Annotated in this window: 9 protein-coding genes; 2 read left to right on the forward strand and 7 right to left on the reverse strand. The window is 41.8% G+C overall.

All coding sequences use genetic code 11. The annotated features are described in order from the left end of the window. The first annotated feature begins 278 nt into the window (after window positions 1-278). Window positions 279-1,166, forward strand: a complete 888-nt coding sequence (locus tag CDC37_RS05980; protein ID WP_096620938.1) for a DUF5895 domain-containing protein — start codon at window positions 279-281, stop codon at window positions 1,164-1,166. A gap of 826 nt (window positions 1,167-1,992) precedes the next feature. Here CDC37_RS05980 and cbiE read toward each other — a convergent pair. Both cbiE and rppA read right to left on the reverse strand, forming a co-directional pair. Next, window positions 1,993-3,204 carry a precorrin-6y C5,15-methyltransferase (decarboxylating) subunit CbiE gene (gene cbiE, locus CDC37_RS05985; protein ID WP_096620939.1) on the reverse strand — a complete coding sequence of 404 codons (1,212 nt, stop codon included), beginning with the start codon at window positions 3,202-3,204 and terminating at the stop codon, window positions 1,993-1,995. 477 nt (window positions 3,205-3,681) lie between these two features. Continuing rightward, window positions 3,682-4,371, reverse strand: a complete 690-nt coding sequence (gene rppA / locus CDC37_RS05990; RefSeq protein ID WP_096620940.1) for a two-component system response regulator RppA — start codon at window positions 4,369-4,371, stop codon at window positions 3,682-3,684. Between the two features lie 413 nt (window positions 4,372-4,784). Between rppA and hisG the strand changes: the two genes are divergently transcribed. Further along, window positions 4,785-5,420 carry an ATP phosphoribosyltransferase gene (hisG, locus tag CDC37_RS05995; RefSeq protein WP_096620941.1) on the forward strand — a complete coding sequence of 212 codons (636 nt, stop codon included), beginning with the start codon at window positions 4,785-4,787 and terminating at the stop codon, window positions 5,418-5,420. 351 nt (window positions 5,421-5,771) lie between these two features. Here the strand turns inward: hisG and CDC37_RS06000 are convergent, their stop codons facing one another. From CDC37_RS06000 to CDC37_RS06020, 5 genes are all read right to left on the reverse strand, one after another. Continuing rightward, the gene (locus CDC37_RS06000; RefSeq protein ID WP_096620942.1) at window positions 5,772-6,935 is read right to left on the reverse strand and encodes a glycosyltransferase; all 1,164 of its coding nucleotides are present in this window, start codon (window positions 6,933-6,935) and stop codon (window positions 5,772-5,774) included. 413 nt (window positions 6,936-7,348) lie between these two features. Continuing rightward, window positions 7,349-8,569 (reverse strand): glycosyltransferase family 2 protein, encoded by a 1,221-nt coding sequence (locus CDC37_RS06005; protein WP_096620943.1) that lies wholly within the window; start codon window positions 8,567-8,569, stop codon window positions 7,349-7,351. A 3-nt stretch (window positions 8,570-8,572) separates the two neighbouring features. Then, window positions 8,573-9,148: a serine O-acetyltransferase gene (locus CDC37_RS06010; RefSeq protein WP_096625950.1), complete on the reverse strand. Its 576-nt coding sequence runs from the start codon at window positions 9,146-9,148 to the stop codon at window positions 8,573-8,575. A gap of 169 nt (window positions 9,149-9,317) precedes the next feature. Beyond that, window positions 9,318-11,489 (reverse strand): GumC family protein, encoded by a 2,172-nt coding sequence (locus CDC37_RS06015; protein WP_096620944.1) that lies wholly within the window; start codon window positions 11,487-11,489, stop codon window positions 9,318-9,320. A gap of 72 nt (window positions 11,490-11,561) precedes the next feature. Beyond that, window positions 11,562-12,461, reverse strand: coding sequence for a WecB/TagA/CpsF family glycosyltransferase (locus tag CDC37_RS06020; protein WP_096620945.1), 900 nt, complete (start codon window positions 12,459-12,461; stop codon window positions 11,562-11,564). Window positions 12,462-13,430: the final 969 nt, after the last annotated feature.

Consider the following 13,430-nt stretch of genomic DNA (forward strand, 5'->3'; position numbering starts at 1 on the left):
AATTATGTAAATCAGACCAACACGAGCAGCAACCAATCAATATCAATAAAATAAACCAGGACTTACGCCAGGACAACCTAAACACCCTCATTGCACTTCTTCCTTAGCAGATCGACCGCAGGGTCGTCAGGCAGACGCGCAGTGGCTTCTTGTAAAGTAGCAATCCCCAACACCTAATTCCTCATCACGAGTGCCTAGGTCCTATAAATAATCAATCAAAGCAAAAATCAAAAATAAAAACTAATTTGCTCCTGTCTCCTGTATTCTTTGAAATAACGATGAAAGCATCTATAAAATTTGATTTTGAGGACGAAAAATTTAACGCTCCACCTCCCCAGGTGATACCCTGGTGTCAAATGATTAACCCCCGCTACAGTCCCGATGGGGTGCAACAGTATGGATTAGCAATTAAGCTAGACAACGCTAACGCCGTCGGTTTCCAACCGGATTTAAACTGGGTACAGGTCGAACATGAATTCAGCTCTGGCATTGAAACCATTTATCTATCCACAAGTCCCCGTTTAGTAATTATTCGTCGTGGACCAATTTCCCTCAAAGATAGAGAAACCGGAGTCAAATTAGGAACCCTACGGGACAACTATGATGCATTTTTAGCAGATAAACTCAAATACAAAACCTTCACTCGCTATCTTGTCTATCTAGTTAGTGAAAACAAAACCTTCTTACATTCCCAACCCCTACAATTAACCCTTCATGGAGTTGCAGGAGCCAGTTTTAGTAAAAGCTATTGCGAATATCAACAAGGCAGACCCGCAGGGGGATTTTTAATTGAACTAGAAAGAGCCTATGCAGGTTATCGCAAGCAACCATTTGCACCAAAAGGTCCCCTATTTCATGCCCACGGTATTTTTAGTCCTATCATCGAATGTGAAGAAAGGGGAATCCATCCCAACACGGTTCTCGTCGCTTCCACGGTGGACTACAAACACCCGACAGTTTCCACCTTGACTGAATATTTAATTGCTTCCGATTCCCCTGAATCTGCTATGATCACCCGCACCTTTGAAGAATATAAGGATTTTGGCAAAGAACCAGTTCGCAATGAAAATGGGAATGGTCAAGGTAACAGCAAAATGTCAATGGCTGCGGTTTCTAATTCCTATGTTTACGCCGATGAGGATGATTTTGGTTATCCCCCCTATTAGAAATTTCGTAGAGACGCGAACGACACCCCAGTAGAGACGTTCCGATGGAACATCTCTACTGCTATTTCAGATTTTATCCAGTTGATTATGTAATTTTACGTAATTCTTCAGTGTTTTTACAGTTATAGTTCCAGTGGAAATTTGGGCATCTAGGTTCCAATTATATATATTTCTCAGGGTGAGGGGGGTATGCAGTCACCATTGATTTTGTGGTTGAGGAGAGACGCGATATATGGCGGAAATAATGTAGAGACGCGATATATGGCATCTCTATCAGGGTTTCACATATCCAACGAATCAATTTCATACATTAAAACCCTAAAACCAAACCCAAATTATCGTAGAGACGTAGCGATGCTACGTCTCTACATGACATGACGTAAAAAAATATTTAATTCTTCTCACCCCGTTTTTTTACAATACGTATTAATATCGCAGTTTGTTCAATCAAAATTTGAGGAAAAGGATTGATTTTTAATCAGGTTTCTATTAGTATAGAAATATGTCTCCAAGGGGTTCGTCTATCTCGTTCATGATAATAATTATCATTCTAAATCCTGTAACCCTTTACCCGCAAACCTTTGAGGCAAAAGAGACGATACATCCACCTGTCTGGTGATAGCATTTCGAGCATTGACGATGAACATTTTTTTATCAGTTTTGCTGGAATAGTCCTGAAGTCAATAGACTCAAACGGTACATTTGTCGTTATAAAGTACAGACGCGATAAAGTACAGACACGACATGTCGCGTCTCTCCCGATTCCCTACTCCCCACCCCCAAAAACGATCTTATTGAGTATTAAAATCGACTTTTAAAACATCCTCTAACTAGTTTTATTCACAACCCACTGGGTAATAGGGGAAAAAGAGCGCCAACTTAAGAATTTTCCTAACGGTTCAGCGCGTTGAATGTTGATGCGTGAAAGTCTACCGCCATACTTGTGGTGAAAGTTTAAAATTAGATGTTCGCTTTCCACCGTTACGGCGTTGACAACTAAAGTACCACCGGGTTTCAGGGCATACCAGCAGGTTTCAAAGGTGTCAATAGTAGTTAAACCGCCACCAATAAAGACGGCATCGGGGGACTCTAAACTAGCTAAGGCTTGGGGTGCATCACCGTTAACAATGCGTAGAGAAGGAACGCCAAGGGATAGGGCATTATCAGCAATATAGGTACAACGGCGGGAATCCTGCTCAATAGCGATTGCGCGACAATTGGGATGACTGCGCATCCATTCAATGCTGATGGAACCGCATCCTGCACCCACATCCCAGAGTAATTGACCGGGAAGGGGTGCTAAAGCTGCTAGAGTAATGGCTCTAGCCTCCGACTTGGTGATTTGTCCATCGTGGTAGTAGGCAGTATCAGGCAAACCAGCCAAACGCGATCGCGGTACGATTCCTTTGTCGGCGATACACTCAATGGCAATCGTGTTGAGGGCGGCAATATCGGTATAATTAAATTCATTGGCGGTGGTAGTCAGGATACGCTCATTGACTCCACCCATGCGCTCTAAAATTGTGATCTTACTGTTTCCATAGCCCTGCTTCGATAAAATCCCAGCAATTTTCGCCGGGGTATAATTGCCAGCACTTAGCACCAGAATTTTTGCACCTGGATAGAGAACCGCAGGTAGGATTTCTGGGGGACGGGTCGTTAGACTAATTTTTTCCACATCAGCCAATGCCCACCCCAATCGCGCACAAGCTAAACTAAAGGACGAAGGGGCTGGAATAATGGTCATTTCTGTAATCGGAATGCGCTGGAGTAAAACCACACCAATTCCGTGATATTGCGGGTCTCCACTTGCCAAGACGCAAACATTTTTACCACGGCGAGCGACAATTTCGTCGATCGTCGGTTCTAGGGGTGATGTCCAGGATATTTTTTCCCGGTGATCATCCGGTGGCAGCATCGCCAAATGACGATTTCCACCGACGATGACCTCCGCTTGTTCTAGAACCGCAGTTGCGATCGCACTTAACCCTGACAATCCATCTTCGCCGATGCCAACAACCGAAAGCCATTTCATCATCAATCAAAGCGCTATATCCACAACTTAATAGATATTATTCCCCATATTTGTTGATTATGACTGGAAAGACCGAAAAGATAATCTTAAAATTTTTGTCTCAATCTTGGTTGATCTGAAGGGAGTAGGAAGTGGGGGAAAACCACTTTCATACATTCTGCTGTAAGTAGTAAGTCAACGTGAGTACTCCTAGGTCGTAGCGAGCTACAACGGATTCAAATAATATCGTTTACGCTAATGCTTGCTACATATCAGGGGCTGTAATCGTTGATTATTCTAGTTTCATTTATTGCAAAGTACATGAGAATCGGTACTACACCATATCATTTAAATTTCGATTAAATTTCGATACGTTTTAAATTTCGATTAAATTTCGATACGTTTCCGCTTCCTGCACCTCTAATCCCGATTCCCTACTCCCTACTCCCAAAAAACGATAATTTCAGTATTAAAAGCGATTAAAAGCGACTGTTAAAATCATTAATAACTTCCACAGCCAAATCGATAACCTTTACCATAAACGCTATGAATTAGCTGGGTCTCGTTTCCCACTTCAATTTTTCGCCGTAGCAATCTTACCAAAGCCGCAATTACGTTACTACTCGGTTGCTCATTTTCATCCCACAAATGTTGCATAATTTGGGCATGAGTCAGTAATTGTCCGGGATTTTCCATCAAATACAGTAACAATTGTGCTTCTTTTTCCGATAATTCAATCACCCGACCTTGACGATAGGCAATTTGATTTTCCCGGTCTAATTCCAAATCATGGACACAAATTCGTGTCGATATCTGTTCCGGAATGGAAACCCCTGAACGTCTTAATAAAGCTCGAACTCTTGCTAACAACTCCCGCAATTCAAACGGCTTCACCAAATAATCATCCCCACCTGCATCTAACCCTTCCACTCGATCATCGAGGGTATCTTTAGCAGTTAAAAATAATACTGGAGTAGTTTTACCCTGTCGGCGAATTTCTTGACAAATTTCCAATCCTGTTTTTCCCGGTAACATCCAATCCAAAATCAACAAATCATAACTTTCGGTTTCCGCCAAATGCAAACCATCCTCACCATCAGCAGCAAAATCCACATGATAACCTTCCCGCGTTAACACCCGCGTCAGAGGTTCGGTTAATTCCACTTCATCATCAACAAGAAGAATACGCATCAATGAGATTTTGGATTTTGGATTACTGTAGAGATGACCCGTCGGGTCGTCTTTACTGGGGCAAAAAATTATTTTACCTCATGGGTCAAAACCTGAGAAAATAGTGTTAGTGAAATACTCTCAAAAAATAATATATAGAAACTATATTTGATTTTGAATAATATACCCAGCAGTTCAATAGGGAAGCTTTGACTGGTAATTTAACTTTACTACTCCTGACACCTGCCTAGCAATTTTGGCGCTTGTTGAGTGCTAATAAAGGCAAATTAGGATGTGGATTACCTCCCACAGTTATCTGAGCAAGGAGAGTCATCAACGTAGACGAGGTTCAACCCAAAATCTATAGACCCACGTAGTACAGCTTCTCGAAGAGTAATCCAAAATCTCAAATTCATTTTATTTTCGCAAATACCATGATTGTTGTAGCCATTCCCAAAGGTGGACTTTTAAAAGATAGTATCCGTATACTCAAAGGTGCTGGTTTAGATTTTAGTGCCTTTTTAGACTCAGATACTCGCCAACTGCAAATTATCGATCCCCAGGGAATCGCCAAGGGACTGTTAGTTAGAGCGCAGGATGTACCCGTTTATGTTGAATATGGACAAGCCCAATTAGGTATTGTGGGTTACGATGTGTTACGGGAGAAAAAACCTAATGTGGCCCAATTGATAGACTTAAAATTCGGTCATTGTCGTCTCTCGGTGGCTGTCAAAGAGTCCAGTTCCTACCGTTCCCCCCTCGATTTACCTGCTCATGGACGGGTTGCTTCTAAGTATGTTAATTGCGCACGGGATTTTTTTCAAACTTTAGATTTACCCGTGGAAATTATCCCCCTCTATGGTTCAGTGGAACTAGGTCCAATTACAGGGATGTCAGAAGCGATTGTGGATTTGGTTTCCACCGGTAGAACATTGCGGGAAAATGGCTTAGTGGAAATTGAAACCCTCTACGAAAGCACAGCTAGGTTAATTGCCCATCCCCTGAGTTATCGTTTAAATTCTGGCAATGTGAGTGATTTTGTCAGCAAAATGCGATCGCAAATTGATTAATTGGGAGTCAGAATACAGGTTTTCTCGACTTAGGAGTATTCCAAGTAAACAAATCCCCCATTTCTCACAAAACCCTAAAACTTAAAGGGAGTAGGGAGTAGAAGAAAAGTTAATCCGTCACCCAAGACTCATAACTTACTCGTGAGAAATCCAGGAAATACCTAATTGTCATTACGAACACAGTAATAAGACAGCAATAAGAAAGTAAATTAATCAAATTAATCATTTACTTTGTTGGAACACTCTATGAAGTCGAGTTTTTGAGATAAATCCCAGTAAAGACTCTCATCCCATTTCACTCAAATTTTGACAGATTTTCTGACCCTGCTCCCGAAAGCTCTCCGTCAGGTATCACCTCAAGCGATCGCGAAACCATGTTTGGTCTTCCCTGACACCATACAACCAATTTTGAATCAAATCTCCCCATTTCAGGGGTATTTGTAAATTTTCCCAAGCGCTGGCAGTAGCGAGGGAAATTTGAGCGTATAATTCAGGATTGGTAAATAATTCACGGATACATGCAGCCAATTGCAGGGGATTGCGTTCTGGGAATATCATGGCATTTTGACGGTGGATTAAGTTACCGCGAAACATGGGATGGTCAGAGGCAATAATGGGTGTTCGGGTTGAGAGAGCTTCATAAATTGTTAAAGGCAATCCCTCCGGATATTCATGCCAACTGGGAACAATCACTGCATCTGCTGTACTCATCAATTCAATCACCTGTGTTTGCGGAATTAATCCCAAAAATTCCACCTGTTCACTAATTTTCAAAGCCTGCGCACGACGTTGAAATTTCTCGATTTCCCCACCACCGGCTATTTTCACCGAAAGCGGACGAAATTGACCCAGTTTTGCCACTGCGGTTAAAATATCCCCCACTCCTTTATTTTTCTGTATCAAACCCACATAAACTAACTGAAGGGGACGGGAATTAATTGATAATTCTTTTAATTCTTTGCTGGGAAACATATAGGGGGTTCTGTGGTGGGGAAAATCCCAAGGAATAATTTTGTTGGGATTAACACCTATCTGTTGTAAGGATAAGCAAGCATTAATCCCGTGATTCGCAACTAAATCCACCTGGGGATGGTTTAATAATCTTGCCAAAGTGTAATTTTTTAGTCGTCGTTTCCAACCTCGTTGCAAGAAAGAATCGGCAAACAAACCTAAAATTTTAACTTGCTGCTGGATACCCCAGCGAAACATTTTTTCGTGGGGGAAGTGAATTACTAAATGGGTGGGTTGTTGAGCTTGAATGATTTCTAAAACCCGTCGGGAATTTTGATAGGGTTCCACTCCTGCTCCAATTACCCGTAAACCTGGTTGCACCTCTTCATTATAGGTTTGTTGAGTTTGACAACAAAGTAAAGCAACTTCCTCCAGTTTTTGGCTAAGTTCGGTCACGGTCTCAACCACATATTTTTGAGCATGGTAGGTTTCAATTCCCCGGTTACGGACTTGCTCAAATACTTTGCGATAATCGCCACCATACTGAACAATTAAAAGGCGCATTAATTATTTTCAAGAATAGAGGATACAGAATACAGGATACATGAGAGTGTCAATCGTATCTTAGGGGATGTTTTAAAAGTTGATTTTAATACTTGAATTATCGTTTTGAGAATAGGGAGAGATGCGACATGTCGCGTCTATACTCTGGAAGGAAAATCAGCTTTATAAACCCATATCCAGAGTCAGGACGATAGTCAAAATAGTGATAGTTAATACTTGACAAACAACCTCTGAGAGCATATTTTAAAAGTCGATTTTTAATACTTAACAAGTTCGTTTTTTCGGAGTACAGACCACCCGTCGGGTCATCTTTACAGGAAGTAGTCTATAAAGTAAAAGTCGGCTTTTGGGAATTTCAATTGTCATCCAAACCTGACTCCTCCCATTATTTGTTATTAGTGGATTGACAGAACCTACTCCCTCTCAGTCCGAATCCAATTACGTTCTGGTTTGATTAAAAAACGGAAGTATAGGGGAATTTTGCCCAAAATATATAGGGGAATAGTTAGTAACTGTCCTAGGGGAAGTTCAGTTTTGGCAAATTTACTCCAGGAGATGAAAATACCACTGAATAGGAAAACTCCAGCGATGAGCGCAATAATTGTCGGTAGCCAAAAGCTTGTGACTAAAGCCAGACTAAAAGACATCACCACGACTCCAACCCATAACATCACTAGTAAAGAAAGTGGCGGAATGGCCAAATCCACAGCACTCCAAAATAAATCCCAACGACGCTGCTGTAATGCACTCTTCACTAGAATTGGCACATAGGTGAACAGGGTTTGGAGGTGTCCGTGTTCCCAACGAGTCCTTTGAGTATTGGCTGTTTTTTTGTTACTAGGTAAAGTTCCAAATACCCGTGCTTCAGGACAAAATACTGCTCCATAACCAGCCAAATTCAAATCTAAACCTAGTTTCATATCTTCGACAATATGACCACTAGCTAAATTCACTTTCTCGATCACATACCAAGGAAAAGCCATCCCTGTACCCGCTAAAACACAGGGTAAACCCAATCTTGCTAATCCCCGCGATCGCACGAGGTTTTTGACTTTAAAAGCAAAGGCTGAAATCCCATCTTTAGCTGTGGGTTTTTCTGGTGTATTCATCAGATAATTCGCTTGTACTGGTTTACCCGTAGCGATCGCGGTTTGGGTTAACAGGGGAATTGTGTGTCTGTCTACATAACAATCCGCATCAATCATGACTAGGATATCGGGTGGATTCTGACGAAGATAGCGAATTCCGTAATCGAGTGCATAACCCTTACCACGACGTTCAACATCACAACGTTCAATCACCCTAGCTCCGTGTCTACGAGCGATTTCCACAGTGTTGTCATCACAGTTATCCGCAATCACCACCACATCCTGATTGCTATGACTGGAAGTATTCAACTGTTTGAGTGTACGCGCGATCGCATTTTCTTCGTTATGAGCAGGAATGATTACCGTCACCCGTTTTTCCCGATCACTGAATTGTTTACCCACTTGTTGTTCTAAGGTTGATGGCCATAGTGCAGCGACACATTCCACCCATAAAAATCCACACAAAATCAATACCGTCAACACACCAACCCACACGAACAGGTTGGTAGCGGTTTCCACTACCTGCACTACTTGATCAATTTTCACAATCTACTCCTTCTGGATAATTTTGGCAGGAATTCCCACAGCCGTAGAATTTGCAGGAATATCGGTTAAAACCACCGCATTCGCACCTATATTCACATCATCGCCAATGGAAATATCTCCAAATATTTTTGCTCCTGCTCCCACATTCACCCTTTTTCCCAACTTTGGTGCTTCCAGGGGATGCTCTAAATAACGATTTCCTAATGTCACTCCTTGACGAATAATACAATCATCTCCAATCACGCTGTAACCATGAATGACGATTCCGCTCTGATGCTCAATCACAACTCGTCGTCCTAAGTCAACCGTATAAGGTAATTCAATTCCATAGGAATTCCGTACTTTTCGATACAACATCCGATACAGAATACTCAAGGGAGCGCGTAATAGCTTCGATTTAACCCCCATCCGCCAAACCCCAAACCGATGTACAGCCACAGCTCGAAACCCCGGCTTTGTCCAGTCACAACCGTGGGCTTGCCAATCTTCTTGAATTTGCTGCCACAAACTTAATTTCCGGGTCTCGGATGAATGAACTAATACATTCTGTTCAGTAGATTCTTCTACTTGCGCCCTCATATCCATATCCATGATTGATTCACAAGCTCTTTTCATTGATTGCATTCAACAAATCCGTAATACCCGCTACACGGGAAGCAAGCTATGTAATTCGCAATTCCCTACAGCGAGGCTATGCCCCATGTAATTACGAAGGGATTGAGTTTTACTAATTCGTAATTAAGAATTATTAATTAATCACAACTTTCTCTTTTCCCTCCACCATTGTTTCCCCCCTGGGGCTAGCATAGTAAAAATCGCTATCCGGTTCATATTTTACACGGATACCATTGGCAACCATACCGAAAATATTGGCTTCGGAGCGTTGCAGTAATGATTTTGCCGCAGTGGCTCTGGCGGAGTCTACTACCCCTGGACGAACCACAAACAGGATTCCATCTGTCATTTTGCCGAGAATTGCAGCATCGGCGTTCCCCTGAAGGGGCGGAGTATCGAAAATCACGTAATCATATCCCTGGGACAAGGTTTTCACAATCGCCACCATCGCTTCTGAATCCAGTAATGCTAGAGGATTCGGTGGAATAACTCCGGCGGTGAGAACTGATAAATTCCCTGTGACTGTCTGTACTGCTTTCGACATGTCATCCTGTCCCACGAGGATATTACTCAGACCCGTGGGGTTGATTCTTCCCCAAAGGTGATGTTGACTAGGATTACGCATGTCCGCATCCACTAGTAACACTCGCCGACCTGATTGGGCAATGGAGGTTGCTAAATTAGCTGCTACTTCCGATTTTCCTTCCCCAGCTACGGAACTGGTAATCACAATAGTACGAACTTTTTTATGGCTGATAAATTTCAGATTTGCCTGCAACATTTGATACGCTTCATGGATGACAGACCGGGGGGTTGTGGCCACGATAACGCGGGGGGAGACACCAGCAAATAATTCTTCGGAACGGTTGCTGCTCACAGAACTGTCAAAGCGGGGTATTAAACCCAGTAGGGTATAGCCAAAGACCGACTCTGCTTCCTTGACACTCTTAATCGAACGGTCTACCAAATCAATTAAAAATGCTGCTGCAATTCCTAAAGATAATCCAGCAAAAACTCCACCGACACCAATTAACAAACTCATTTTGGATTTGGCTGGTAATGGGGGGGGTGCAGCTGCTTGAATGATTCTGGCATTGCCGACGGTTTGATTCTCGGCAACGCGAATTTCTTGTAAACGGCTCAACAGATGTTCATAGGTTTTCTGAGCCACTCCTAAGCGCCTTTCCAAGTCTCCTTGACGCTTCTCTAGATTGGGAATAATGGTGGTGCGTTGTCTATAAATCCGGTGCAAATTTGATAGTTCCTGTACCCGACTTGCTAAACCAGCTTGTTGAGCTTGCAATTGCACATATTCGTTGAGAAGTTTTTCCCTCAGTCCTTGTACTTCTAACCGCTCTGGAGTGGTATTGAAATTTGCTCCGGAAGATGCATTTACCCGTTGCTGAATTAAACCTTGGACTTGGGCTATTTCCTGTTTCAGGTTGAGAATTTTCGGGTGAAACTCAGTGTAGCGCGATCGCTCGTTTGCTAATTGACGTTGTAGTTTTTGTAATTCGGTGATTGCGTCCTGTACCCCCGGTGTGGAAATATCCACTGCTTGTTCACTGGATATATTCATTTGCGATCGCAGTTGACCCATCTGGGATGTAACTTGAGCGAGTTCTGCTTGGGTACTGTTTAATTCGTCGGTCAGCTTGGCAATGGACTCAACGGTGGTTTTGGCTTCTTCCGGTAAATTTGCAATTTGATTTTGAGTGCGAAACTTCCTGAGTTCCTCTGCACTTTTTTCTAACTCCGCTCTTGCTCGTGGTAATTGCTGCTCGATAAATTTCCCGGCCGATTGGGCTTCTGCCCTGTTACTCTGGATATTACTTTCGACGTAGGACTCCATCACTTGGTTGACAACGGCTGCGGCTAAGTTGGGATTGTCGGAGATATGGGAAACCTTCAATACGTCCGTACCCATAACCGGTTCCACCTTGATTTTGAGTAAATCCGGGTCGAGTAACTTGCCGTTGCGATCGCGTAAATTTAATTTGGCAATTACCTGCTCTAAAATGGGACGAGACTGCAATACCACAGCCTGGGTTGAGAGGGGGTTAGATTCGTGACGCAAGCTTTCTAAAGACCCTGTATTTTCGCCAATTTTTGTATAGGCTGAAGTCCGATTTGATTGGAATAGTAATTGACCGATTGCCTCAAATTGGGGACGTTGGGTCGAAAGCACAAATCCAGACAAGGCTGTAGATGCTGCTAATATCCCGACTACAACCAACCAACGTCGCTTTAACACTAACCAATATCTGTGAACGTCGATCTCTTCTAGATAGCTTGGATTTTCCATAGAGTGCCCCGAAACCTCTTAAGCAATTAAATCCTGTTTTGTCAACTAAAGTCAACGAAATTTTACGTAAAATTAGCTGGGATTTATTTTGTCTGTGACGTATCTGACTGGCTGATTGCCCAAGGGCTCCAATTCAGCTGTGAGAACGCGGTTGAGATTTTGATTTAAATTATCTGGAAAACTATAATTATGTAATTCTTCTAGTGCTAAATCCACGTCAGACCAAGGATTTTTGTACAAACGCAATTTTTGCTTGACAACCAACCATAAAAAAGGTGCTGCACTTAAAACATAACGCTTCCACAAACGGCGTGGTTCCATGAGCAATCGATGTAACCATTCCAAGCCAATTTCACTCATCCATTTCGGCGATCGCTGCACACCCCCAGCCTCAAAATTAATCGTAGCACCGATGGCAAAAAATATTTTCACATTTACCAAGTGATGGCGATACTTCGCAATCCAAAGTTCCTGTTTCGGAGAACCCACCCCCAAAGCCAAAACCGTAGCACCTGAATTGTTGATTTTCGCAACAATTCGTTGACATTCTGCTGGTGATTTTTCAAACCCAAAGGGAGGAGAATAGGATTCAACAATCATCTCTCTTCCTAGCTTCTGGTTAATTTTTTGCCGTGCAGTCTCAGCAATTTCCCTTGTATGACCACCCAATAAAAATATTTTTATGCTTTCGTCGTTTTGGTAATACTCATAAAAAGCTGGAAATAAATCGGAACCAGAAATTTTCTCTTGAATGGGAGTACCCAGAAACCAGGAGACATATTTCAACACCTGACTATCACAAACTCGATAATCTGCATTTTGATACACATCATAAAATTCTGAATCCACCTGAAGTTTCATCACATGATCTACATTCGGAGTGAAGACAACTCCACCTTGACGTAGCTGCTCTAGTAATTCCAGCATCGTCATATTGTTGATACTGACGTTCAGTAAATTGACTTTCCTCATCACCACTATTGAGTAGAGTTAGTTTAACTATTATTATTCACTATATAAATATAGAATCATTGATTGACTTTATTTAAACAAATTAATTGAATCAACCTCAGAATTAGGCCGGTTATTATATAAGTTTTTCCGTACCTAGGTATTTACAGGTATCAAGAGGACAATTCAGTAATCAATCAAGCTTCTATATCCAGTCATTAAATACTAGCCAAGTTACTTTTTTGGGGCAGAAACACTTAGGAATAATCACTATGCTGAAGTAAAATTTATATCAGTACCCGCAGTTTCTGTCAAGATTTGAAACTTTTAATATTTTCCAAATTTATCTATTTAAATTAGCTTGACAAACACCAAGTTTGATCTCGCTCTCGTTGAATTCACTATACCGCACGTATAGCTTATTACTTGCGCAACTTAACTACCGATTCCAAAAATATCTGCCAATCATCCAAATATGGGACACGACATGTATGCAGGATACATATATTACGCGGAGACGCGATATACCGTGGTTATGTAGAGACGCGATATATCGCGTCTCTACAAAGGAAATCCATCTGTCACTCATGATAATTTCCTGATCTAGACTGGCAAAATAGCGTGATCGCTATTTTTTCCGACAACTACAATTACTGAGCAGTTAACGCAACACTCCAGGCAAATGTCTTACCCGATATAAAACACCGGCTGACAATGACGCAGATATTAAATTTATAAACTTTTTACTGAATACACCCTGTTTATAAGTTACAGGTAAGTGATGTAAATTTGATAGCCTCACTATATCTTTATATTTAAGTATTTTCCAGACCAATATATAAAGTTATCGTGTAGATAGCCGCCAAACAGATGAAAAATTCATAAAGAAGACGAATTATGACTGAAGTTGTTGTTTAGGTGTGAAGTTTATATGTTGGTTCTTTTCAAAAACACCATACTTTGCTTAAGCTGATACCCTTCAAAAAAAGC

This window comes from Calothrix sp. NIES-3974 (assembly GCF_002368395.1).
Taxonomy (GTDB): Bacteria; Cyanobacteriota; Cyanobacteriia; order Cyanobacteriales; family Nostocaceae; genus NIES-3974.

Bases quoted from the DNA above. Each gene is read 5' to 3' on its own strand.
- CDC37_RS05980 (WP_096620938.1), top strand. From the start codon at position 279: ATGAAAGCATCTATAAAATTTGATTTTGAGGACGAAAAATTTAACGCT.
- cbiE (WP_096620939.1), bottom strand. From the start codon at position 3,204: ATGATGAAATGGCTTTCGGTTGTTGGCATCGGCGAAGATGGATTGTCA.
- rppA (WP_096620940.1), bottom strand. From the start codon at position 4,371: ATGCGTATTCTTCTTGTTGATGATGAAGTGGAATTAACCGAACCTCTG.
- hisG (WP_096620941.1), top strand. From the start codon at position 4,785: ATGATTGTTGTAGCCATTCCCAAAGGTGGACTTTTAAAAGATAGTATC.
- CDC37_RS06000 (WP_096620942.1), bottom strand. From the start codon at position 6,935: ATGCGCCTTTTAATTGTTCAGTATGGTGGCGATTATCGCAAAGTATTT.
- CDC37_RS06010 (WP_096625950.1), bottom strand. From the start codon at position 9,148: ATGAGGGCGCAAGTAGAAGAATCTACTGAACAGAATGTATTAGTTCAT.
- CDC37_RS06015 (WP_096620944.1), bottom strand. From the start codon at position 11,489: ATGGAAAATCCAAGCTATCTAGAAGAGATCGACGTTCACAGATATTGG.
- CDC37_RS06020 (WP_096620945.1), bottom strand. From the start codon at position 12,461: ATGAGGAAAGTCAATTTACTGAACGTCAGTATCAACAATATGACGATG.